Annotated in this window: 21 protein-coding genes; 10 read left to right on the top strand and 11 right to left on the bottom strand. The window is 50.4% G+C overall.

Annotated elements, in window-relative coordinates:
- Window positions 1-172: 172 nt before the first annotated feature.
- The 5 genes from IPI86_RS20740 to IPI86_RS20720 all read right to left on the bottom strand — a co-directional run bounded on the left by IPI86_RS20740 (window position 173) and on the right by IPI86_RS20720 (window position 4,774).
- Window positions 173-499 (bottom strand): hypothetical protein, encoded by a 327-nt coding sequence (locus IPI86_RS20740; RefSeq protein ID WP_345299922.1) that lies wholly within the window; start codon window positions 497-499, stop codon window positions 173-175.
- A gap of 465 nt (window positions 500-964) precedes the next feature.
- Window positions 965-1,357 (bottom strand): HEPN domain-containing protein, encoded by a 393-nt coding sequence (locus IPI86_RS20735; RefSeq protein WP_345299921.1) that lies wholly within the window; start codon window positions 1,355-1,357, stop codon window positions 965-967.
- Window positions 1,358-1,467: 110 nt separating this feature from the next.
- Window positions 1,468-1,686 (bottom strand): nucleotidyltransferase domain-containing protein, encoded by a 219-nt coding sequence (locus IPI86_RS20730; RefSeq protein WP_345299920.1) that lies wholly within the window; start codon window positions 1,684-1,686, stop codon window positions 1,468-1,470.
- A 75-nt stretch (window positions 1,687-1,761) separates the two neighbouring features.
- On the bottom strand, window positions 1,762-3,561 hold the full coding sequence (locus IPI86_RS20725) for an OB-fold nucleic acid binding domain-containing protein (protein WP_345299919.1): 1,800 nt from the start codon (window positions 3,559-3,561) through the stop codon (window positions 1,762-1,764).
- Window positions 3,467-4,774: a PHP domain-containing protein gene (locus tag IPI86_RS20720; RefSeq protein ID WP_345299918.1), complete on the bottom strand. Its 1,308-nt coding sequence runs from the start codon at window positions 4,772-4,774 to the stop codon at window positions 3,467-3,469. Before IPI86_RS20720 ends, IPI86_RS20725 begins: the two co-directional genes overlap by 95 nt.
- Here IPI86_RS20720 and IPI86_RS20715 point away from each other — a divergent pair.
- Entirely contained in the window at window positions 4,755-5,369 is a 615-nt protein-coding gene (locus IPI86_RS20715; protein ID WP_345299917.1) for a hypothetical protein, read from the top strand. The genes IPI86_RS20720 and IPI86_RS20715 overlap by 20 nt on opposite strands.
- A complete protein-coding gene (locus IPI86_RS20710; RefSeq protein WP_345299916.1) occupies window positions 5,359-5,937 on the top strand; it encodes a hypothetical protein in 579 nt (192 codons plus the stop codon). Before IPI86_RS20715 ends, IPI86_RS20710 begins: the two co-directional genes overlap by 11 nt.
- A 923-nt stretch (window positions 5,938-6,860) precedes the next feature.
- On the opposite strand, the gene IPI86_RS20705 is transcribed toward IPI86_RS20710, so the two are convergent.
- From IPI86_RS20705 to IPI86_RS20680, 6 genes are all read right to left on the bottom strand, one after another.
- The gene (locus tag IPI86_RS20705) at window positions 6,861-7,301 is read right to left on the bottom strand and encodes a hypothetical protein (RefSeq protein WP_345299915.1); all 441 of its coding nucleotides are present in this window, start codon (window positions 7,299-7,301) and stop codon (window positions 6,861-6,863) included.
- Window positions 7,298-9,802: an SUMF1/EgtB/PvdO family nonheme iron enzyme gene (locus IPI86_RS20700; protein WP_345299914.1), complete on the bottom strand. Its 2,505-nt coding sequence runs from the start codon at window positions 9,800-9,802 to the stop codon at window positions 7,298-7,300. Before IPI86_RS20700 ends, IPI86_RS20705 begins: the two co-directional genes overlap by 4 nt.
- Window positions 9,803-10,004: 202 nt before the next feature.
- On the bottom strand, window positions 10,005-10,892 hold the full coding sequence (locus tag IPI86_RS20695; RefSeq protein WP_345299913.1) for a hypothetical protein: 888 nt from the start codon (window positions 10,890-10,892) through the stop codon (window positions 10,005-10,007).
- Window positions 10,893-10,894: 2 nt separating this feature from the next.
- Entirely contained in the window at window positions 10,895-12,754 is a 1,860-nt protein-coding gene (locus IPI86_RS20690; protein ID WP_345299912.1) for a M1 family metallopeptidase, read from the bottom strand.
- A gap of 1,378 nt (window positions 12,755-14,132) precedes the next feature.
- Window positions 14,133-16,589 carry a M35 family metallo-endopeptidase gene (locus tag IPI86_RS20685; protein WP_345299911.1) on the bottom strand — a complete coding sequence of 819 codons (2,457 nt, stop codon included), beginning with the start codon at window positions 16,587-16,589 and terminating at the stop codon, window positions 14,133-14,135.
- 127 nt (window positions 16,590-16,716) lie between these two features.
- Window positions 16,717-17,280, bottom strand: coding sequence for a hypothetical protein (locus IPI86_RS20680; protein ID WP_345299910.1), 564 nt, complete (start codon window positions 17,278-17,280; stop codon window positions 16,717-16,719).
- Window positions 17,281-17,628: 348 nt separating this feature from the next.
- Here IPI86_RS20680 and IPI86_RS20675 point away from each other — a divergent pair, with 348 nt between their 5' ends.
- Genes IPI86_RS20675 through IPI86_RS20640 form a run of 8 tightly spaced genes read left to right on the top strand, consistent with a single transcriptional unit; the run spans window position 17,629 to window position 23,179 of the window.
- Window positions 17,629-18,024 carry an A24 family peptidase gene (locus IPI86_RS20675; RefSeq protein WP_345299909.1) on the top strand — a complete coding sequence of 132 codons (396 nt, stop codon included), beginning with the start codon at window positions 17,629-17,631 and terminating at the stop codon, window positions 18,022-18,024.
- A complete protein-coding gene (locus IPI86_RS20670) occupies window positions 18,014-18,916 on the top strand; it encodes a hypothetical protein (RefSeq protein WP_345299908.1) in 903 nt (300 codons plus the stop codon). Before IPI86_RS20675 ends, IPI86_RS20670 begins: the two co-directional genes overlap by 11 nt.
- The gene (locus tag IPI86_RS20665; RefSeq protein ID WP_345299907.1) at window positions 18,913-20,601 is read left to right on the top strand and encodes a hypothetical protein; all 1,689 of its coding nucleotides are present in this window, start codon (window positions 18,913-18,915) and stop codon (window positions 20,599-20,601) included. Before IPI86_RS20670 ends, IPI86_RS20665 begins: the two co-directional genes overlap by 4 nt.
- Window positions 20,598-21,068, top strand: coding sequence for a hypothetical protein (locus tag IPI86_RS20660; RefSeq protein WP_345299906.1), 471 nt, complete (start codon window positions 20,598-20,600; stop codon window positions 21,066-21,068). Before IPI86_RS20665 ends, IPI86_RS20660 begins: the two co-directional genes overlap by 4 nt.
- A gap of 46 nt (window positions 21,069-21,114) precedes the next feature.
- On the top strand, window positions 21,115-21,921 hold the full coding sequence (locus IPI86_RS20655) for a DnaB-like helicase C-terminal domain-containing protein (RefSeq protein ID WP_345299905.1): 807 nt from the start codon (window positions 21,115-21,117) through the stop codon (window positions 21,919-21,921).
- Window positions 21,914-22,396 carry a hypothetical protein gene (locus IPI86_RS20650; protein ID WP_345299904.1) on the top strand — a complete coding sequence of 161 codons (483 nt, stop codon included), beginning with the start codon at window positions 21,914-21,916 and terminating at the stop codon, window positions 22,394-22,396. The genes IPI86_RS20655 and IPI86_RS20650 overlap by 8 nt, the downstream gene beginning before the upstream one ends.
- A gap of 22 nt (window positions 22,397-22,418) precedes the next feature.
- On the top strand, window positions 22,419-22,685 hold the full coding sequence (locus IPI86_RS20645) for a hypothetical protein (protein WP_345299903.1): 267 nt from the start codon (window positions 22,419-22,421) through the stop codon (window positions 22,683-22,685).
- Between the two features lie 5 nt (window positions 22,686-22,690).
- Window positions 22,691-23,179 (top strand): hypothetical protein, encoded by a 489-nt coding sequence (locus IPI86_RS20640; RefSeq protein ID WP_345299902.1) that lies wholly within the window; start codon window positions 22,691-22,693, stop codon window positions 23,177-23,179.
- Window positions 23,180-23,184: the final 5 nt, after the last annotated feature.

The raw sequence follows: 23,184 nt of genomic DNA, 5'->3' as shown, positions 1-23,184 counted from the left end.
TTGCGCTCATCGGCGTCTTTACATAAGTGCAATGTTTCCTCGAATTGGTCAACCAGCAATAACAATTTCGTTTCCCCCAACGCCTTTTTCACGTACAACCGCAGACTGCGTGTGCCTCTGTTCATATCATCCATCAACGTGGAGGTTGCCGTGACCGATCCTGATTCACGGGTCAGACTTCGCAGCGAGACCTCCAACGGGTGCGCAGGGTGTGGTGACGTAGACTACCCACGGCCTGTTTTCCTTTGTCCACGCGGGAATGAGTCCCGCCCGCGCCACGGACGATTTTCCGCTGCCCGATGCGCCCACGATGGCAGGGAAGCGATTCTTTTGCACGCGCCAACAGTTCACGGGTCAATGCCCTTAAGCGCCCGTAAAAACAAGTCCGCGTCTTGGGTATCGAAATAGTGTAGCCCCATATGGGCGGCTCGCCTTCCGCAGGTTTTTCACTTGTAGTTTCAGGCTTGATCAGATCCAATGCTTCCTGACGTAAGTTCAACTTTGTTTCCACTCCCAATGATGACCACCGAACGGTTCACGTCTCCACCTATGGAAATTTCCCCGCTAGCAAGCGCCTGCTTGAGTAGCTCGATTTCTTTCTTCGTAGCTTTGCCTTGCAATAGGTTTTGAAGCGCTTGGTCTTGTCCATGGGATGCTCCGGGGGAGTGACAATTTCCGTGCCGCTGATCTTCCAACTTTGCTTATCTAACCCATTCTGTGGATAGTGTATTCCAAATTGAAGCGCGTTACAAGATAAGAGCTACCTCAATATCTCCACTCGTTCTGCCCTCAAATAAAACTCACGACGGGAAGAGTTCATTTTGCCGCGATTTGACTTGCCGCCAATTCGCTGGGAAAAGAAAAGGCCTCAGAGTTTTCTCCGAGACCTTTGTTGATTTTGTGGCTGCTGTTGGCTTTGGTTCAATCTGCAATTGGGACTACGCTACAGGGTGAGATAAGTGTATTACTTTTTGGTTCCTTTCTTTTCTTGATACAACTGTGCAGCCTGAAGAAATTCCCGTGCCTGGTTGATAAGACTTGCAGCAAGCTGAGCGCTGATATCAGCATCCACATCGTAGTCGCTCAAGATGCGAGTATCGAAGGCGCCCCTCAGCCAATGATGGAATTTTGGGTCGAGTTCTTTTGTCTTGGCAAAATTTTTCCCATATGCAGCAATAACCTGACCATGCTGGCTGAATTCCAAATCAATTTCGTATAGCAGAGCTTCGGCAACATAAAACATCGCATAATAAGCGCGCCCTGCCGCAATCTCTGGCTTGTCCATGTTGAGCAAACCTTCCGCGCCTTCAATGGTATCCACCGCTTTCGCAAATAGTTTGCGGGAATGTTCTTTCATGCAGGCAGCCCTTCCCGGCGGATGCTGTGTAGAACGGGCTTATCGGCTTCTTTCCATTGGATTTCTTTGATTAGGATACAACTCACTGTAACATCGTACTCAGGGAAATATCACTCACGTACGCGCTGGAACGCTGCCATTCCTTCCAATAATCTTTGAAGTCCTTTAGCAAAATCATTTACATCCACATCCGAACCCGCGCGGTAATCGCCGCGCGCGTATGAGCCATAGAGGTATACGCCCTTTAACTTGTCGCCATAAATGCGAACAAGCGCTGCCTTCAACTCTTTCATCAATTTCCTGATACGCAGAGGAACTTTACGATTCATGAATATATTTTACATCAAATACAAACCGATGTGTCTGAGTAATGAAACTGTCACTGGCATGTTACAAGACGCAATTTACCTCAACATCTCCACCCGTTCGGCCCTCAAATAAAACTCACCGCGGGAAGAGTCCATTTCCATGATCCCTGTTACCAGGATCGGGGAGGTGGAGTTCAGTAGATCCTTTGCGGTGCGATATACATTGGGGAAGGCAATCACATCCAGGATGCCGGTCAAGTCTTCCAGAGTCAGAAATAGCATGGGCTCTCCTTTTGCGGTGCGGCTGTGGTGTGATGTTTGACGAATGCCTGCGACCGTCACACGTCGTCCCAGTTTCCCGATTGCGTCCACCATCGGGATGGATCCGCTTTTTGAAACTCGATCAGCCAGCAGTTCGAGCGGATGCGCTTCCAAACTCGCGCCTAACAATTCCAGTTGCGCATCCACTTTTTGTTCCAGGGGCCAGTCCTTTTCGTTGTCATCCCATCCAAACAAACTCATCTGCCCGGCCTGCCAGCCACCTTCCAATCGTTGCAGCATGGCGGGGATGGATCCAAACCCTTCCAGACCACCAACGCGTACCAAGTTAATTGCCTCCTGCCTGCGCGGATCGACACGTGAGAGAAAATCATCCAGGGATTCAAAAGGCGCGAATTGCATGATGCGCTGGATGGTGCGCCTCGTCAACTCCTTGACTTGTTCCAGCCCCATGTACAACGTTTCATTTCGGACCTGAAAACTGGTGCCGGAAAAATTGACATGCGGCGGGCGGACGACGAGACCCATCCTTCGGGCTTCGCTGAGGTAGACACGCTGGCTGTAATACCCGCCCCAATTGGCCAGCACCGCCGCCATGAATTCAGCGGGGAAATGTTCCTTGCACCATGCAGAACGCCATCCAATCTGTGCATAAGATGCAGCATGAGCTTTTGGAAAACCATAGCCTGCGAATGCCGCCATCATCTCCCAGACTCGTTCTCCTGTTTCAATAGGGACACCACTCTTTTCCTGTGCTTGTGTTACAAACTTGCGCTGCAATTCCTGCATCTTCCTGCCAGGATCAAAGTGACTCATTGCGCGACGCAGCAAATCTGCTTCGGACAAATCGAAGCCAGCCAGTTCATGCGCAATGCGCAGCACCTGCTCCTGATAAAGGATCACACCAAAGGTTTCATCCAGCAATGGCGCAAGTGCGGGATGCAAATGCCTGACCTGTTCCTCACCTTTGAATCGGCGCACAAAAGCATCTTTCAGCCCGCCGCTGAGCGGACCGGGACGATATAACGCCAGTGCGGCCATAATGTCATCTTCGCTTTTGGCGTGGATCTCGCGCAGGGTCGCCCGCATCCCCGGGCTTTCGATCTGAAAACAGCCAATCGTGTCACCGCTCTCCACCCGTTTGGAGGTGGCAGGGTCATCGGATGGAGTGGAATCAAGCACTGCCAGTCGATTGGCAAATTGTTCGGGTTGACTCTCTTGAATGAATTCTGCTACGTCGCCGAGAACGGTCAGCCCACGGATGCCGAGCAGGTCGATCTTGACCAGTCCCAACGCCTCGACGGATTCCAAATCCAATTGGGTGATGATCACACCCTTGCTGCCTGAGCGCATGACGGGCACGAGATCGGTCAAGGCGGCGGGCGCGACGATCACGCCGCCAGGGTGGACCGACAAATGGCGCGGTATTTTCAAAATGGCTTCGGCTTCATCGAAGATGACTCCCTTCGATGGATATGCAGCACGCAACTCCTCAAAGGGCGAGGGCGAGTCTTTTCCTTCTTCAGTTTCCTCGAAACGTGCCCACCACGAATGCGGAAGCTGGTTCGCCAGTTCGCGGATTTGGTTCGGGGAGCAGACCGTGGGCTTTTGCCACATCCGCCAGCGCCGAGCGGGGTCGGTAGCGGTTGATTGTTCCCACCATCGCAACGCGCTCTGCGCCATAGGCGTCGAAGACATGTTCGATGACTGAATCCCTGCGGCGCGAGCAAAGGTCGGTATCAATATCGGGCGGGGTGGTTCGTGCGGGATTGAGGAAGCGTTCGAAATACAAATTCAGTCGCAGCGGATCGGGACTGGTGATGCCGAGGCAATGCGCCACAAGCGAGGACGCCGCCGATCCACGCGAAGAAAAGGGCACGCCCGTTTCCCTGGCGAAGTTCAGGATGTCTTCGACGATCAGGAAGATCGGTTCGAAGCCCATACGGGCAATGGTGTCCAGTTCATGATTCAGACGTTCTTGAATAATGGGTGTGACCTCACCATACAAAGCCCGCGCACCAGAAAATGCCTTCTCGCGCAGATGTTCTGCGGCGGTGACGCCCTTCGGCAATGAGACGGTGGGCATGCGTGGGACGTTGAGTGGAAAATCGAAACGGCAGCGCTCCGCGATTTCATGTGTGGCAGACAGCGCCTCAGGGAAGTTTACGAAGCGGTGTTCCATTTCTTGCGGACTGGGAAAGTGCATACCCGAATGGACGGGTATTTTTTCCACTGTTTGGTTCAAGCGGATGGCGGTAAGTGTGCGCTGCAAAACGGCTTGTTCGGGATGGAGATAGTAGATGGGATGAACAGCGACGGGATTCGCAAATCTAGGGATGACTTGGGCAGGGTCGCTCAAAGCAAAATACAGGCGATCCCCGAAAATATCAATCAACGGTTTGGGATTCCCCGATAATGCAATCAGGTCTTTGGAATGGGAGGCGAGTAATTCAAGAGAGCAGGGAGTATTCAGCGCAATGGCACTGCTCAAGCGGCAGAGATTTGACCAACCCTCAAAACTCGTTGCCAGCAGTTGAAGTGGACGTTCCTCGAAGTCAATCTCCAGACCGAGAATGGGTTGAATGCCCGCATCCCTGCAAGCTGTAACGAACTCTATCGAACCTGTGAGCAGGTTGTGGTCGGTGAGTCCCAGCGCAGACATGCCATATGATTGTGCCGCTTGGATGAGTTCGACAGGTGTGGCAAGTCCCTCCTGCAAGGAATAGGAGGAGTGGCAGGTGAGGTGGAGGACCATCAGGATGAATTGTAGTCGGTTTGGCGGGATGTCCTCAGTTTTGCAGGCGAGTTGATTGTCTGATGTAAATGTCAATCTTCAGAACGCATCTATATCAATACTGATTTATAAATCAGGTATAATGGAGGATATGATGAACACAGTCTTACCCCGCAAGGTGATTGAGATTGTCCTCCATGACGCCATGCAGCGCGATATGACCACTGCGCGCCGAGTCGTTCTTCTGCAAATCCTGTGGAATGAACGTTATCTGACCCGTGCTCAGTTAATTGCCAGAGTAGAGTACAGATTGGGCAAGGGCTGTTTTGGCATATCTGCCTGGGAGGATACCTTTTATCGCGATATACGGATGGTCAAGCAGGCGTTCCATGCGGAAAACCATGTGCTGGAATACAGCCGAAACAAGGAAAGCCTTGGATATTATCTAAAAGGACAGCCCACTTTATCTCCTACATTCAAGCAAATGATAAAGTCCAGCGCTGGAGAAGTGGATCCGCGCCAGATGGATATTTATCAACTTCTGTCACCTGCGGATCGTTTTCGACAAGGCTGCGCCATTAGTGACATGGCTCGGAAAGTGGTGGCGTACCGCATCCAACAGGAAAACGCCAACCTTACCTTACAAGAAGCCAATCGAATGGCACTTCAGAGAGCGTATCATGAAAAGTGAAAACAGACCGTTGGATATCACCGAATTTCTCAAGTTACTCCTGGACTGTCTAAAAACCACCCAGGTTGAATATATGATAGGCGGCGCGGTTGCGGAATGGGCGTGGGGTGAACCGCGTGCCACACAGGATCTTGATATTGTGATTGACCTTCCAGTTAAATCCACCGGCAAGTTTTCAAAGGAACTTGAGAAGAGAGACATGCTGGTACCCGCTGATATTATTCTTGACGCCATGATTGAGGATCGGGCGGATATTCCCCTGAATGCCATCCACATGTACAGTGGCTTGAAGGCGGATCTGTACTTGATGAGAGAAGGCGATGTACTTAGGCAGAGCGCATTCAAGCGCCGTGTCCTGGTGGATTATGGTCCACCGATTGGAGAAGTGTATGTTCATTCCCCCGAAGACTTGATCTTGTATAAACTGCTTCATTTTGAATTGAATGGAAAACCAAAGCATGCGCGGGATATAGCAGCGATCTTGTACGCAAGAAAAAGCAAGATGAAGAATATATTGATGAATGGGTTGTTAGGTTGGGGTTGGGTTCGATTTGGAATGAGTTGCTGAATGACGCAGGATGATGAGAGGCTAATGCGTTCCAAGTTGTGAAGTCATGACAGGATTTATTAACCGTCTCATAGCATTGGCGTGGACTCTGACTCAATTGGCAGGTTGGGAAAAGTCGTCTAATATGGCGGTAGGCAATGCATCGCCACTGTAAGATGGATAACTTTTACATCTTGAAAAGTTGAATGGCTGGAAAATTTGTTCACCGGCAATGGAGTGCACCGCAAGTACCAACGTTATTAAATTGGTTGGCTGCGTTTGATAAAACATAAAATAAACTTTGGTAATTCTATTACCTTCTTACTTGATCGACCAAAGAACAGGAGACTGAAATGGACGCCCCGAAATCACAAATTCAGTTCGATAGTCCCCGGGACCTGAGATCGTATCAATTGACACAGACTTACATGCCCTCGACTGTATTGAAGAAGGAGACTGAACATCTTCATAAGAGAAAACGGCCTTGTTCGACTTGTCATATATCACAATGGCAAGACTGTCATATTGTTTTCTGCCAACCTCCACCCATGCAACACAAATGTCATTATCCTCCCCTGCCGAATAGAATGTAACAGTATCCGCAGAACACATCTGGGTCTCAAAGCTTTTGCAAGACACCATTTTTACATCCTCAAGGTGATAAGTCGGCTCAAGTCTGAGTTGAAAAATATAAGTGGCTAAAAAGCTGACCACAATACACAACAAACAAAAGATGAATATTGCGATTATCCATACCAGCCTGTTCTTTTTAGGTTTATACATGTCAGGTCCTTTTGGTGTAAGGGCATGATCTCTAAGAGAGTGTCTGAAAACTCAACCATAAAGTCTTAAAGACACGAAAACAAGAAGTTCTTTTTCTCTGTGAGTCTTGGCGCCTTTGTATCTTCGTGGTGAAAAGCGGGCTTTTCAGACACTTTTCAAGATCATGGGGAGTAGTTTCTTTCCAATTTCCACTTTATCGTCTCACTATACTGTCCGGAGCGAAACTCGGTGGAATAATCTCCAGCAGGCAAAGACTCATCAACAACAACGTACTTGCATTCACTTACTTCGCTGGCACCTCCCTCCTCGACGATCTTATCCACATAAGAAAAAACCTTTTTTTGATTTTGATCATATATAAATATGTTCAAATCTTCAGACGCAGGGCGATTCACCTCGGTCCATACAATACACACATTCTGTTCGTTGGAAGGCGAAAGAGAAGTTTTTTGGGAAAGCGAACAAATCTGCGAATCTGGCTTGCAGAGCGTCATGCGTGGTTCTTCTATCTGATAGATTGCCGACAGGTTACAAGCCAGCACACCAAAGAGTAACGGAATCGCAAGAATAAGCAGGTTGACAGTTTGATTTTTAGTTTTCATTTTACACACCTAAACCCCAGATCGTTTGAAACATTCCCAAGGTCATAGTATGTCCGATAGGTGGAACGGGCATCTATCGAACTATTGGCAAACGACCCACCACGCAATACCTTGTAGTTCCCACTCTCTGGACCAGTGGGGTTCCGAGCAGGAGAGGCGGTATAGTAGTCGGCTTTGTACCAGTCTGATACCCATTCCCATACATTTCCAGACATATCTGCAACACCATATTCGCCATCAGACAATGGGGAAAAACTGCCAACCTTCATCACGCTTCCATTGTTGCCAATATCGGCGTTGGCTCTTGTAGCGTCCCATGTATCGCCCCATGGATATGTAAGTCCCGCAGATGGCTCAATACTGCTTCCACGCGCAGCCTTTTCCCATTGCGCTTCGCTGGGAAGGCTTCCACCATTCCATTCACAGAACGCAAGACCATCTTTCCAGGCCACGTGTGTGACGGGATATGACGCAAATTCATCAGTGGCATAAAGGTTATTAGCAGGGCGATTACATAATCCCGCCTTTACACACTGGTTATATTGCTGATTAGTGATTTCATACTTGCCAATCGAATATGCATCCAAATAAACCTTATGGACGGGCTGTTCATTGCGGACATCACAACTTGGGCAAGCCTGTTGTACGGCCAGTATTTCCTTGTCGCTGCTGCCCATCAGAAAATCACCGGCGGGAATTTCAACCCACACGATATCCAATGGGCGATAGATCAAACGTGAAAGCTGGCCGGTTAGTCCCATCGTGGTTATCACTGAAATTGAGATCAGCGCCAAAATGATAATGGAGGCTACCACAGCCCGTCGAAGATATTTCTCCTTTTGCTCTTTTACTCGCAAAAATTCACAGGCGTTCAAGTAATTTTGCTCTGAGGTGTTCAAGCGGCTGGACGCTTTTTTATTTATTGCTAATGCCATTTCCAAACGTGCGCCACGATGGTTGAGAAGTGATGCATCCCTGCCTGAGTTCTCCCATTCACGCGCATCTTCACTTACACCTTCACGCAGGCGTAAATAATCACGGTCTTCGTTAAGCCAAACAATCAATCTGCTCCAGTGGCGGATAAGCGCTTCGTGCGCGATTTCGATTTCGGTTTTGTCGTCATAGACCGTCTTCACAATCAGCCGTGCGTTAGCCAATTTATCGAGAAGCAATGTGATCGAAGCTATATCGTGTTCCGAGGGGATTAGGCCGCTCAGCGGGATGCGTCGGCGCGTGTCGCGTCTTTCATCGCTGTCGTCAAGACGGGTAAGGCGCAAGAAAATATCACGCAGTTGTTCCTGTTCTGCTTTGATGCATTCCCCATAGACTTTCTCGGCGGTGTTGGTAATCGCCTGCTTGACTCCGCCAAAGGCGCGGTATTCTGACGCACGCAGGTTGCGTCCATGACGGCGATTCCACAATTCCCACAACGCATGTTGGAGCAGGGGCATCGCACCAGGCTCACCTGCCACATCGTCGAGGATCTGCTGGCTGAGGTCTGCTTCAAAGCATAAGCCCACTACACCCGCCTGCCCCTCCATCGCGCGGCGCAGTTCGTCCAAGTCCATAGGCGGGACGTTTTCAAGATGATTCTGTACCTCGTCATTCAAAGTGCGATATTTTGCCACTTCACCTAAAAAGTCAGAACGCAGGGTGATAATTACTTTGTTATGTCCGATGGTTTCAAATAACCTGGCTATGAACTCCTTACGCAAAACATCATCTCTTGTGAGCGTGAACAACTCCTCGAATTGATCCACCACCACGAGGGTATTTTCTTTCATCGTTTCCAATGCTTCCAGCGGATTTGTCCCTGGGCGAAAGATAACATGGTCTGAACCGAGTGCGGGGATCAAACCAGCCATCACCAAAGATGACTTGCCGCTTCCCGATGCGCCAAGTACGGCAAGGAAAGGATGGGAGTTTATCTTGCCAACGAGTTTCTTGGTTAATGCCTCACGTCCAAAGAAGAACTCGCTGTCTTCGGGGCGGAAGGATTCCAGTCCGCGGAACGGGGAGCGTGGGTCGTATTCGGGTGGTTCTTCGCCGAGACACAATGCATTGAACGAAATGTCCAGCGCTTCCATGCACAGGCTGTTCACCTGAGCCAGTGCTTCGACGCGTTCCCTGTGGGCATGGTCACTTAGGGATTTGGGGTTGGTTTTGAGCGAGGGGCGCAGACGGCGAGTCTGTTCTTGGAATTGGGTTAACAGGATGGGGGCGCGGATTGGGAGTTCGGCTTCGAGGCGGTTTAGTCCCGCAGCGATTTCGTCCCCTGTCAGGTCACGATCCAAATCTCCAAGCAGCGAGCGCCCGCCTAGTCTATCCAAGGCGGCAGGCGAAAGCTCCACCGTGTTGCCGCTGCCGATGATGATGACCGACTGGTTGACATTCCCGCCGATGGAAATCTCCCCGCTGGCAAGTCCGCCTTTTAGCAGGTTGATTTCCTCTTCTGTTGCCGTCCCATTGAGAAGGTTTTGAAGCGCCTGGGTTTTGTCCATTATTATGGCTCCGCTGATTACCCAATTCTGTTTTATACCAGTGTATGCCAATTTAAGGGGGTGGGCAAGGGATGAAATCATTGCGACAAATAACATCCTGTCACCCCAGCCACCTCATGATTGATGCGCCGAACAACATGGGTTTCGTCAGGTGTAATCTCCCGTCCGCACTTCTTGCGCTAGTAGGGTGACGATATTCCGTCTATTGGATGCCCACTGCGCCAGCCCAACGGATCAGGCGTGTCGACAACCGAGTCGCAATGAAGATTTGGGAAACGATCAAATACAACGGCCACCAGGAAATAAATTCTGACAATAAAAGGGGACGAAAGATGATGTGTGTCAATAATAAAGTCAACAGAGAGAGGACATATAAACCCATTAAAGCCAGCGGACGATGAAAGACCAGTCCGATGGCTTTCCATAGCGTTTGAAAAGTATTACGTGTATTGCCTGAGACTGCGAGTAAGCGCGTATATTCAAGGATTGCCAGCCAGGGGACCATGATAAAAACAAAGATGGGGATGGTGATCCAATTGGCCCAGCTTCCAATTGACGAGAAGGCAAATCCGATTCCGATGAGCAGTAATATCACCAGCACTTGTGTAACGATCCCCAACAGCATGTTGATCAGCAGAAATGTCCCGAACCAATGCCAGCAGCCCCACAGGAATCGTCGCCACGAAAACTCCTGCGGCGCCTCAACATAGGTGAGCAAAGTCCCACCAGCGAGGAAGCTGGATGGAAGCCAGGATAACAAGGGGATGACAAATAATGTGCCAACGATTACCAGCACACTTTGTCCCAGCCAGTCAGGCGGAAGCGTTTCCGACAAACCTTGCAAGGCAGGGTTTGTTGTTGTGGACATGATCAGTTCCGTGACCAGCCACGTGTCAATACCATCGGCGGCTGTCTGGATCGTGGTGTATTGGGCAGGCTTGAGCAGAAAGAACGCGGGAATCAGCAAGAGAAGCAGTGCGCTTAACAAGTTGAATACATAAGCACTGAACAGGAGTTGCGGGTAACGTGCGAAGCGTGCCAACCCCGTTAGGAAGGCTTGCAGTCCATTTACTCTTGTATTTTCTTCCATGATCACAACCCTCCTTGTCCGAGCATCAAGTTTTGAATCTGATACAGGATGCGCACGTTAACTGCCAGCCAGGAGAGAACATCCATGCGGCGTGACATGCCATTATCAGACCATTGCAAGTCAACGAGTATTTCCCGATTCGGGTCGATGACTGCCTGACGAATGGACGGGCGATCTGGATATTCAAAGGTGGCATTTGCTTCGACACCATCCCACTGTTCGAGCACAGTACTACCGTCGTCAAATGTGACTTGGATTTCGGTCGGGATGACCAGCTGTCCCTGGCGTTGAACCGTGATGCTGTGTTCATCCACTTTTGTAACGGCGTAGTTCAAAACCTTATCACCATAGACCATGTCCTCGAAGAACCAGTCGAGTTTTTGACCCGCAACTTCCTCGGCAACAGCGCGGAAGTCTTCAGTCGTCGGATGTGCGAACTTATATCGCTCAAAGAACGTGCTCATGATCTTGAGCATGGTTTCTTCGCCAAGTACGTTTTCGAGTGTGCCCAGCGAAAGCATTGGCTTTGAGTAGGTGGCAATACCATATTCAAGCTCGCCAAAGTCCCACGCTTTGCCATACATGGAGACACTTGGACTGCTTAGGTAGTCCATGCGGCGCAGCTCCGTGTAATCCATCCTGATCCCGCCAAGTTGAATGGCGTTGTTGGGTCCGTAGACTTCGTTCATCAGCCGCATGGTGGAATAATCTGTGAAGCCTTCATCGAGCCAGGGCTCTTCTGCCTCATTGAAGGCGACCACGGCATACCACCATTCATGTCCAATTTCGTGAACCGTGACCACTTCAAGCAGGCGGTCAAACTGCCCATTCATAATTCCCAGCCCGGTAAAGTCTTCCAATCCAGCGGCGATCAGCATGGGATATTCCATCCCTCCCGCGCCGCCAGCGCCATCTGGAACGTCAACAATTGTCAGCCGCGGATAGGGATATGCTCCATACCAATCCCCAAAGTTGGTGATTGACGCTTCCGCTGCGTACAAAACCCGATCAACGGTGAATTCATGTTCGGGCAGGTAAACGTAAACAACCTCGATCCCGTCCACGTTGCGGGTGACCTGTTTGAAGTTGGGCGAGGCAGACCAGGCGAAATCGATCACGCCTTTTGCCTGATACTGCACGGTTTGTGTGCCATCGCCGTTGGCTTCGGTTGAGATGGGCAGTCCAGTCGCGGCAGTGACGTATTTTTCGGGCAGGGTGATGCGAACATCGTAATTTCCAAAGTCAGCAAAGAACTCCGAGTTGGCATGGAAGGGATAGGCATTCCAGCCGTCCTCCTGCCAGACGCCCAATTTAGGGAACCACTGACCCACCATGAAGAAATCTTCGTAGAAGCCAGTACGGGCAAAGACTTGCGGCAGTTGCGATTCGAATTCGATATCCAGGGTGAACGTCTCGCCGGGAGCAATTGGGGTGGGGAGTTGTGCGTGGGCAAGTGTCTCATCTTCGATCAGTTCAAGGGAAAGCGGTGTTCCATCCGCGAGGTGAATGTCTGTGATCTTGATCGAGCCGGGATATTCTGCACTCAAAGAAAAACCACGATGATTGGGACCAGCTTCCTGCATGAATACGCTGCTGTGGTCGTCTCGAAAAGCGTTCAGGTATAAATGGAGGACCGCATCCGTAATGGGGGTTTTACTGGTGTTGACGTAGGTGATGCGCTCCTGCCCGGTCAGGGTTTTGTTTTCATCGTCCAGTGTGACTTGGATATCATACGAGGCGACAGGCGCCACATCCGGCCATTTTGGCGCAGGCTGCGTGGCAGATTCTGGTTGCCGCACAGGTGCGCCACATGCAGAGAGACATAAGGTCAGCAGGGAAATGATGATGATCGAGCGGAGCATAGTGTATCCTCCATATTCCATAACTTGATTATATGTGATTTGAAATGTTTGGGTATCGGTGTATTTCACAAACTGTCTGGTGGCGCGATTTGCATCATCCCCGTGCATGTGCAACATCGCGGCAGGCTCTTTTTACCGTTTGTTGATAATAACCCCGGGACAAAGGTGATTTTGCTTGTTGTGATAACCAGATCAAGGATCCAACTATTTGGGAATAGATCTTGTAATATAACAAACCAGCCGCCTTGCGGCGGCTGGGGCAGGGTGAGGGGGGCACCCTGCAATTCGAATTATAGCCATCTGAACTAATAAGTCAAGTGCTTGTTTTTGTAGTTTCTGTAACAAAGGCGGTAGGCGAAATTAGGGAAAGGGAAAGACAAAAAGGTTTATAGGCGGGGATTAAATTTAGCAATTGTAGGTACCAGCCAACATCAGACCAGATTGCGTGCTTTGCCAGGATTTGTGACCTCGCCTGGTTCTGGCACGCATTTTCATTCGCCCAATGGCGTGTTCAGCAGCATGATTTGTCCAAGGCGCTTGGAGTTCAGATTGAAAAGTGCAGTATATACACCAATCGCAGCTCAAGCGCACAAGCAAATCGCGAAATTGTTCCATAGCCGAACGTGCCTGGTCGGGTCTTTAATTGCGGCCCGACAATTGTTTCCAGAGCACTTGCAAGCGCTGACTACCTTATGGATGCAGGACATCGAGGAGTTGTCGAACTTCCTACACAACTCAATAGATTATCGGTGACGATGACACTGATCCCGTTTTCTTGCACCAAAGGTCTTAGCCCGCGAATAATTGCTTGTGGATCATACTCATTGATATATCCAACCGTGATTGGTTCGCCTGCTTCCAAATCTATAGCCACCTACACAGGTTGTTTCTCGCCCTCAGCCGAGGACATAAGCACCGTCCAACCCTGGAACGCGCACAGATTTCCATTGTTTTCTTCTCTTGACCTTCTCTGCTTGCACATCCCGCCAGATCGTCATGAAACTGACCATTCTGGATAATATCGAAACGTTTGCTTGCAGCGACAACAGTGATAGCGATACACTTTTACATTCCGTACTTGTACATCTTTGACTGGTTTGCTCACTTGTTCCCACCGCTGAAATGTATTCCGCATGAGTTCCTTGTAGACTGGCTTCGACATCCATATCTTGCAAGAAGCTCATCTCTCTTTTCAAGTCAATACCCACCACTTTTGTTACGAAAACATAGGCGTAAAATCATGTGCATATTATTGAGAATACATCGTAGGTTCTATACAACCTGACCAATTTATGAAACAGCAAATTCAATTAAGTAGCTAAATAAAGAAGGGCGTTTCTGAGTTTCTCAGAAACGCCCTTCAATACAATTACCATTACTATGGCAGGCTGAAAGCCCTAACCAGGAAGACTGCCATTTCGGCACGTGTCACGTTTGAATTCGGACAGTAATTACCACCGCCACACCCACTTGTAATCCCTTCCGCAGCAAGTTGTTCAATCCAATCAACTGCGAAGGATCCCAGTGGAACATCACTAAAAATGGTTCCAGTTGCCGCCGGGGGAATATAAGCACTTCCATGTTCGCCACGCAGAAGGAAGATTGCCATTTGCGCACGAGTGATGGTTGCATCAGGGCAATAATTTCCATTGCCACAGCCCGCTGTTACACCTTCAAGAGCCAGTTGTTCGATCCAATCCGCCGCAAAAGAGCCGAGCGGAACGTCAGCAAAAACTGTTCCAGTGGCAGGTGGAGGGGTATAGGCACTACCATGAATACCACGCAAAATGAAGATAGCCATCTGTGCGCGTGTCACTGTGTCTTCCGGGCAATAGGTTAATGGAGAAGAGCCACACCCACCAGTAATACTGGCATTGTATAAGCTTTCAATATATGGCCATGCCCAATAACTGGATGGGACATCGTAAAAAGTATAGGTGCCGGTCAGATGGAACGGCACAATTGTATAATCTTGAATAAAGTTGGACGCCGTATCATATACCAGCACCTGAATATCATACGTGCCGGTCGGCCCCTCGTAAGGCATATTGAAATTCACCGTAACCGGAGCACTGGCATTCCCCGCTACTTCTTTGGAGACCAAGGACTGATCAATAACCACGCCATCCAGAATTACGCCCTTTGGATCACGAAGGTTAACTTCAATCTGGACATTTTGGCTGGACAGGATGGTATCAACAGCAATATCAACCTGCAGGGGGGCGCCAGATTGATATTCCACCTGGTCCAGGGTTGTGGCAGTTATGTTTGCAGTACCGCCAGTTTCTCCATTGAGTAAGAGCTGTCCCCAATCTGTCTGAACCGCCCATACATCAACATTAAGGACATCGATATTAATCTTTACAAGATTATCGCCAGCTTTGACCCAACTGGGGTCAAGTGTAAGAAATGTTGTAGACCAGATGCCGTTTGCGCCGGTAAGCGAACCTGCATAGTTTCCGTTGAAATAAACCTCGTCCACTTCACCATCGGTTTCATCAACATCCCATTGTTTGAGTAGTAATCCTGCGCTTGCAACACTGGTACCACTCGGCACATTTATAGTAAATTCGATGGGCTGTATTGACGATGTATTAAAAAGATATGTATCCATATCGCAATCGCCAACGCCGCTTCCCGCGTTATCTTGATTATCTTGGGTGGTAAATAGCGGGCTATTGGAATCGCCAGAGCATGAACCTGTGCCAGTCTCCAAAGGAGGATTATTTTCCGCGAAGTATTCGTGGTTGTCTGCGTTCATGACCGCCTGGGCAGGGTTGCTGATCGCCAAAGCTTTGGCCGCAGACTGACCGTAGGCATAGTCATCGGTGTCAGCTACTATTGTGAAATGGGTGACTTCATGAATAAGTGTCCCGGCTTGCGAGTCTGTACCAGTGGTGGGAGCAGTCCAAAACGCATCACAAAGGTGAATAGTATAAGGTTGATCAGGATAGACATAAGCAAACCAACCACTCTGGCAAGCGTCAAGGCTGCAATCAAAAGTCATGGGGTTTGCGTTATCAATCGCATTCTGTACATTTGCAAAATGGCCCGCCACCGAACTGTAACGCCCACTGTCATAGACACCAAACCAGGTTGTATAACGCGCGCCTTGTTTGTTTGCGTTGAAATATGCCACTGCATTGGCGGCATACGTGCTGGCCTCATTTCGAGCATTAATGAGGTCCGTTTGTTGGGAAGCGGAACAGGAAACAAACCCCGTTGTCCCGGTGACAACCAATGGACTCATCTCTGGAAGCACCTGACTGGCGCGACCTTCAACAAACAAATTCAACGCGTTCGATGCCAGAAAGTCAGTGCTCTTCAATTGCTGCTTATCCCCGTTTGAATACAATTCAGCCGATACAACGCTGTAATTCACATCATAATTACCCGAGCTTGAGAGGTCATAATAGTCGGAAAGGTTTACGTCGCCAGAGAGGCTTTCCCCGGGCTGTAAAGTGATGTAATCACTCTCTGTGGGAGCCGCGCGTTTCACCAGTTTACCGAGATAGGCTACATCTTTTCCATCCAGGCTGACTTTAAATAATGACTGTTCAACACCTGCCGTAGGGGTGAGCCATTTCAATATTCGGGCTTGAGAATCAGTTGGATTTTTAATATTCACGTGAACAACTACATCGTCCCCGCTGCGAAAGGAAGAGTTGTCAACACTTATGCTAACCGCCATCCCGTTTAACGATCCTATTGATGGAAGCTCCTGTGCATGAGCGCCTGACGCACCCAACATGCCAAAAGCAACAAGAATTACCGCAAACATCATGAACCGAAAAAGGTTTTTTCCTGTCAAAGAAATCCTGTTCTTTATTTGCATATTTTCCTCCAAGCTACAATGATGGTTTATGAATAATCCCCGATTGGGGCTGCTGTAATGCTGAACCTTCAGGTCGTTCTTTCGTTTTACATATTTCCTCCAAATTCCAGAAAATCTTGAGTATTTTCTAGCGAGCAGGGGCTTCGCGCCCTGTGATAAACATTTTTATCGGGGCCGAACTCAAACGGCCGTTATTCAATTCGCCGATCTCCTTCTCCACATACAGTTGAAGCGAGGTGACATCGTATATCACTTCATAATCATCTGAACTTGAAAGCTCATAATATTCTGAGAGGTTGACATCGGCAGTGACACTTCCACCTGCCTCCAGCGTGATGTAATCGGCTTCAGTCGGCTCGGCGCGTTTGATCATCCTGCCAATGTAAGGAACGGATTCGCCGTTGCGGGTAACGGTGAACAGCGAGCGTTCAATCCCATTCAGCGGCGTGAACCATTTGAGAATGCGGATCGGGTAATTGTTCGGGTTTGTGATGGTGACGTGTACCAGGACATCGTCGCTGCCGTCGAAGGATTCTTTGTCAACGCTTAAACTGACTGTTGCGCTCATCGGTGCTCTCGCAGAGGCTCCCAGGGTGCTGAAATTCCTGAAGGCAAAAGCGGCTGCGACAATCACAAGGACAGCAGCCCCGATCAGGGCCATACGTTTCATGTTTTGATCTTTTCCGTTCATTTCTTTCTCTCCCACAAAATGCTCCACCCTGACTTTGTTTATATAAGTACCATTGAGACAACGTAAGTTCAGTATAAGTCAAACCAATAAAAAAACAAGAGACGAAAATAACTGTTTCTGTAACAAAGGCGGTAGGCGAAATTAGAGAAAGAAAAAGACCAAAGGGTTTGTAGGTGGGGATGGAATTTAGCGATTGCGGGTGACAGCCAACATCAGACCAGATTGTATGCCTAGTCAGGATTTGTAACCTCGTACGGTTCTGGCACGCATTTTCATGCATCCAATGGCGCGTTCCAAAACGACACTTCCCCCATACCTCTTTATTTTCTCTAATATCATGAGCAACCAATGACCTGGTTGCTTTTGTATCTGCTAATCGTAAGCCTGTATGATCTTCGCACCCATCGCATCCCGAACTGGTGTACTTTGCCCCTGATCCTTGCGGGTTTCCTGGCGCACTTTCCCGGAAGCATGGATCTGTGGCTTGCCTGTTTTCTGCTGACTCTGGCGTGGTCTGGCGGTTGGATCGGGGCAGGGGATGTCAAACTTTGGATGGCAGTGCTTTGGTCACTGCCAGAATCGAACTTTCCACCCATAACCCTGTTGATCCTCCTTTCCTTCCTTCTCACAGGGATCGTCCAGATCATCTGGCGACTCATTCAGACGAAACCCATTACGGGAATAAAATCCCCTGCTGCCTGGCGGGCCATCCCCTTTCTGCTGGCTTTTTGGTATGTACACTGATCTCTTCCTTGCCCTGCTCAATCGCAAGAATGCGCGCGAACACCACATCCTCTCTGCCATGTTGTATGCCTTTTGCCCCGCAGCCGCTCGTTGGTGGCTTGTGGGAGCCGATCCGATTCCTCCCTTTGACCCGGTCTGGAAAGCGCTTCAAGATCTGGTTTCCGGCGAAACTCTGCATGATGTTCTTGTTAAATACGGGTTTGATGGATTGAAGGAAGAAATCAAGGCCTATATTCGAGAAGTGGAGGAATATCGCAGGCAGCATCCCGTCCGATCCCCTGAGTTGATGCCGCTCTTTCGCGGAGGAAAAATCCCTGCAGGTCGACGCTTTGGTGCGCAAAATGCGATCAACAACCTGGGCGGCGATTGGCGCAACCTCTTCATTTATGTCCGTACCTGGGCTTTTCTATCCCAGGATTGGCGCATCGGAATGCAGATTGAACGGGCCTCCGGTTACAAACTGGCCGGTGAAAAGGTATGCCTCACCCTGCCCATCACCCGAATGCCAATTCAGTTCGATACCTGGATCTGGAAGATTCCCAAGGGACATGTTATGGAAACCAGGATCGGGTTGCTGGTCTCCAATCAGGAACAGGATCAATTGCGTTTTTCCCTGATGAGACGTTGCACCTCAATGGGAAAACAACCCTGGCCAAACACTCCAACCATCTTTGGTCTGGATCGTGAAACTGGTGAGGCCACACACTTCGATCAAATACTTTCCGACGAGGACCTCGAGCAAGTGGTTCAGTCACTTTCCAATCAGGCAAGGAAGGGTCCTCATCCACCACTGAACGCCCTGAGTCAGCCTTCCATATGCAAACAATGCGGATTCCAACATTTGTGTTTCGATAAAAATTTCATCTCCTCACACGCCCTATCCACCCTATGAAAAAAGCCCGCTCCTTCATCGTACTTGTCCTGTTCATTTCAGTGATGTCATTAGGCAGTCTGGCAATGGCGATTCCGCCTGCCCAAAGTTTCAACGTAATTCGTGATCTCACCTCAACACCCACCCCCACGCCCACTCCGGATCCTCCAGATGATGGAGGTGGAACCACCATCATCTCCGACATCTTTCATCACCTCGTATTTCCCGCTGAAACGATCTCAGAAGCACTGGCTGGCATCTTCGATAAGGCCGCTGACGAGGAAATCAGCGCCATGGGGGAGGAAGTGGCGCGTTGGACTCTTGTCATTGGCGATATCGTCCAGGCTCCCAACAATGGCGATTACAGCAAGGTGGCACAATCGAGTCTGCCTGTTGCTGCCGCACTGGCCCCAGCTTTGTTCATCCTGCGTCTGGCGTTATATCATTGGGGAAGGCTGTTGGGAGATGAAGACAGCGGGTTGCGTGTCATCGGCGATTGGGTCGGCGCTGGAGCATTGGCGGTTGTCTCCGGTCCATTCCTTGACATGATCGTCCGCCTGGGCTGGTGGATGGTTGGCCGGGTGATCGGTGAAACCAGCAGCCTCGCAATGGATTTCGTCAGTTCCACCACGGCGACCTCGGTTGTATTGGGTCTTGCCAATCTCACTTTTCTCGGCAGCCTGATCGCCATTGGACTTTCCGTTGGATCCCTGCTCGCGATTGGCGGAATGCTTTTTGCATTTGCCGCCGCGAATGCAGTTCTCTTTATTCTGGCTGTGCTTGCTCCGCCTCTTGCGATTGCAAGTGTCCTGCCGCAGGCGGGATGGCTGCGCTCTCTATGGATCAAGGCAGTCGTCCTGATCGCCCTGTTACCCATTGTAGCGGGTGGTGTGTTCAAGGCTGGGCTGGCGGCAAGTTACGTTTTTGGTGAACAGGGACTTTTCTCCGCCGTTATCCGGGTCATATGGCTATGGGGCGCTACAGGGTTGTTACTGTCTTTGGCTGGCATTCTCGGCAAAATGACAATCTCTACAACCGCAGATGCCTTTGGGAAGATGGTCAAAACAGCCCAGCAAATTGTCTCGATTGGAGCCCTGGCAGCCAGTGGCATTGGAGCGGCAGGCGCTGGCGCAAGTGCAGCAGGAACTGGCGCGGGTGCAATGGGTGCGACAGGAACTGCTGCCACAAGTGGATTAAGCGGTCCGCAAGCCGCAATGAGCCATTTAAACGCAGCACAGGAATATACCCAACGCGCAGGAACACTGGATGCGATGGGGCTTCATGCTCCTGCGGCCTACAACCGCTCCCTTGCACATGGGCATGAACTGGCTGCAAGACAGGCGGAACTCGGCGAACGCATGGAACGCTTTGGCGGGAAACAACCCCAAACGCAGGATTTCGGATTTTCCTCCTCTGTAAACACAGCCATCCGATCCAGCTTCACCGGGTCAGCCGACGAATTCCACCGCGGCTTTCAAGCCTTATCCCAACATGTCTCACAACATGGTCTTGATCCAAACGTACTTGCCGCACAATATCCCGAAGATACCGCCCACATGGTAAAGGCTTATCTCGATCATGCGGATGAAATAAGCCAATCCCCAGATCCGCTCTATCGGGCTTCCGAGCTCGGCCAGGCCAACCAGATTAAAGGCATGCTCACTTTTTCGCCAACCCAGCAAACGGGGGAAAGAGACGAAGCATGACTCTGGTTGAATCCTTTGCTCTGGCATCCTTCGCCCTGTTTAGCTATGCTGACCTGCGCTATCGCCTGGTTCCAGGGGTCGAAATTTTCCTGATCGGGGCTATTCTGTTGAAGTTTCCCACCGCACCATTTCAAATTGGAATGATCGTTTTGGCCTGCTCCTGGGGCGTCTTCCGAAATATCCCAGGATTGTTTTCCCTGCCTTTGTTGTTTTACCCTCCCACCTGGCCCGTGTTACTCACTGGATATGGGTACCGCAAGAGCATGATGGGCAGGGCAGACCTGCTTGCGATCAGCGGGCTTGCCTGTCTGTTTCCACTCCCTGCTGTTTTATTGTCCCTTTTTGGATTGGAACTATGGCGCAGGCTTTGGATTCGGCGACATGCTGGGAACATCCCCGCCTTGCCTGGACTTCTGTCGGGTTTGATCATCTATCTGATATTGCGTTCCCTTCTTCGAATTTCATAACGACACGATTGCCACTCCCCAGTCCACAATTGCATATCATGACCCCATGCCGCGCTCTGGAACCCTGGGCAACCCCCAACCCTACACTTCCTTTGGTGTCTTTGCTGGCCTGCCCTTCTGGGGCGGCGGCCTGACTCTCCTCGCCGCAGCGCCAGGAATAGGCAAGACTTCCTGGCTGCTGCGGATGTTATTTGAGGCTGCCTCCGCTCACATCCCATCGGTAATTGGATGTTACGAACATACCCCCGAAGAGTTGCGTTATAGATTGTTCCTGCAGACCGAGGCGAAACTCAATGGTCCCCATGCGCGAGTCTCGCAGGAAAAGGTGGAGACGGCCCTTGTGCGTGCCAGTGAAGCGGTTCTGCTTTCCCTTAATGCTCAGGAAGATACGGTACGGGCATTGGAGGATACGCTGATCCATGAATACGCCTTTCCCGTCATGGGTGCCGCATTGGTCGCTGTGGATTATCTCAATCGCGTTCCGGTAATTGGGCTGACCGGCATGATGCAAGAGGATGGCCGCAGCGGCGAAGCCGCGGCCTCGCTGCGAGAGATGGCACGCCGCCGCGGCTGGGCCATTATTGCCGCCGCTGCATTGAAGTCTGAGCATTTCAACGAAGGCGACGATCTGTCCGCCCTTTTGGGGGATGAACGTGTTCCCTATGAAGCAGACCGCATCCTGATCATTCGAAGAAGCGGCGAAGTCCGTGGATGCGGATGCGCCTCTCTGGAAGTCATCACCCTCAAGGATCGCACCGGGCCCGCACGCCGTTGGGCAATGCAATTCTGGGGTAAGCGCTTCTACCCGGCACTCGAAGTCGAAATGCACAAATACGATTCCTCCCATGCTTGATGCTTCCTCCCTGTTATTGACCTTTCTCCGTGAAGCCTGGATGGCACTTGCAGGTGCTTTCCTTGGCTTTGCACTTTTGGCGGGCATCTCCCAATTCTTGCGCGCAAGTTCGGCAAGCGTGATGGGAGCCAGTCACTGGGTCTGGTCCTCTGTGTCCACATTGTTGTCCATTCTGGTTTTGGGGCTGTTTGCCTTTTTGGGAATTCCCAGCCTTGTCAGTGCCCTGCAATCCTCATTGCCAGGCACAGGTGGATGTGGACCGATCACCGAGTTGGGAACGCTTGCTTCGGGCTTGATCGGAGGATTGGCTGCCCTGCGAATGTTGAAAGCGGCGTTTGCTTCCATGGTATCCGCTTCACTGGGTGGATCCTCCTCATTGGCAAATGCATTGCTCGAATGTGGTGAAACCATTTTTGGAATGATCCTTGCAAGCATGGCCATTCCATTGACCGCATGGTTCCTTGGAACCTGTTGAATTTTGAAAGGAGAAATACCCCATGTTTGAACCCATCCTGGAACAAATCCTTGCCATTGCCCGTGACGCCTGGGCGTTCATGGCAGGACTCTTGATCGTTGTCGCCTTACTGGGCGGTTTGTATTTTGTTCTACAAGGCACGGCAGGCGTGGCCTTCGGCGGCAGCCGCATGACATCCATGGCCATCATTGGCGTGGTTGGGCTGGTGATCATCGTTTTGTTCGCATTTTTATTTTTGCCGCAAATTGGTGAGATGCTGAAAAGTTTCGAGCCGCAGGCGCCTTTCTAGACCCCATGTTCAACGACCGCGATCTTGGCATCCTGGGCGCTGGTGCGCTGCTGGCCGTCCTATGTTTATTTCTACCCATTCCCTTTGCAGGGAAAATGGTGGTTGGATTTTTGGTGTTGGTTGGGTTTATGGCGCTGGCCCTGCTCAGGTTGGGACCGGACCGTGTTCCTCCTGAAGTCTGGCTTGCGCGGCGTTTTCGTTATTCGATGCAGGCCCGACGGTATGTCAACCAGCAGTCCGCGACTGGCAAAACGGAAAACATACACCCGCCGCAACAACAGCAAAAACCGAAGCGTCCGACCTTTGATCAGGAACCGCATGAACCGTCATTTGTTTCGCAAACTTCAAACCGTCTCATCCGTCCCATTGGTCTGGCATGGGAGGAAATAGGCGCCTACTCGTTATTGACCACGCTCCTTGGTGTCATAGGAGTGTACTTTGTGGTCTGGCTGGCAAATGGCGGTGCCAGGGAACTTTCAACATGGTTCAGGTAGGAGAA

Source organism: Candidatus Villigracilis affinis (assembly GCF_016705895.1).
In the GTDB taxonomy this organism is placed as follows: Bacteria; Chloroflexota; Anaerolineae; order Anaerolineales; family Villigracilaceae; genus Villigracilis; species Villigracilis affinis.
Note: the sequence above shows the minus strand (reverse complement) of the source record. Positions and strands in the feature narration are given on the sequence as shown.

Coding starts and splice junctions, on each gene's coding strand:
- IPI86_RS20640 (WP_345299902.1), top strand. CDS start 22,691: ATGTTCAACGACCGCGATCTTGGCATCCTGGGCGCTGGTGCGCTGCTG.
- IPI86_RS20645 (WP_345299903.1), top strand. CDS start 22,419: ATGTTTGAACCCATCCTGGAACAAATCCTTGCCATTGCCCGTGACGCC.
- IPI86_RS20660 (WP_345299906.1), top strand. CDS start 20,598: ATGACTCTGGTTGAATCCTTTGCTCTGGCATCCTTCGCCCTGTTTAGC.
- IPI86_RS20680 (WP_345299910.1), bottom strand. CDS start 17,280: ATGAACGGAAAAGATCAAAACATGAAACGTATGGCCCTGATCGGGGCT.
- IPI86_RS20705 (WP_345299915.1), bottom strand. CDS start 7,301: ATGAAAACTAAAAATCAAACTGTCAACCTGCTTATTCTTGCGATTCCG.
- IPI86_RS20685 (WP_345299911.1), bottom strand. CDS start 16,589: ATGCAAATAAAGAACAGGATTTCTTTGACAGGAAAAAACCTTTTTCGG.
- IPI86_RS20725 (WP_345299919.1), bottom strand. CDS start 3,561: ATGTGGCAAAAGCCCACGGTCTGCTCCCCGAACCAAATCCGCGAACTG.
- IPI86_RS20700 (WP_345299914.1), bottom strand. CDS start 9,802: ATGGACAAAACCCAGGCGCTTCAAAACCTTCTCAATGGGACGGCAACA.
- IPI86_RS20650 (WP_345299904.1), top strand. CDS start 21,914: ATGCTTGATGCTTCCTCCCTGTTATTGACCTTTCTCCGTGAAGCCTGG.
- IPI86_RS20710 (WP_345299916.1), top strand. CDS start 5,359: ATGAAAAGTGAAAACAGACCGTTGGATATCACCGAATTTCTCAAGTTA.
- IPI86_RS20665 (WP_345299907.1), top strand. CDS start 18,913: ATGAAAAAAGCCCGCTCCTTCATCGTACTTGTCCTGTTCATTTCAGTG.
- IPI86_RS20690 (WP_345299912.1), bottom strand. CDS start 12,754: ATGCTCCGCTCGATCATCATCATTTCCCTGCTGACCTTATGTCTCTCT.
- IPI86_RS20655 (WP_345299905.1), top strand. CDS start 21,115: ATGCCGCGCTCTGGAACCCTGGGCAACCCCCAACCCTACACTTCCTTT.
- IPI86_RS20675 (WP_345299909.1), top strand. CDS start 17,629: ATGACCTGGTTGCTTTTGTATCTGCTAATCGTAAGCCTGTATGATCTT.
- IPI86_RS20730 (WP_345299920.1), bottom strand. CDS start 1,686: ATGAATCGTAAAGTTCCTCTGCGTATCAGGAAATTGATGAAAGAGTTG.
- IPI86_RS20695 (WP_345299913.1), bottom strand. CDS start 10,892: ATGGAAGAAAATACAAGAGTAAATGGACTGCAAGCCTTCCTAACGGGG.
- IPI86_RS20670 (WP_345299908.1), top strand. CDS start 18,014: ATGTACACTGATCTCTTCCTTGCCCTGCTCAATCGCAAGAATGCGCGC.
- IPI86_RS20735 (WP_345299921.1), bottom strand. CDS start 1,357: ATGAAAGAACATTCCCGCAAACTATTTGCGAAAGCGGTGGATACCATT.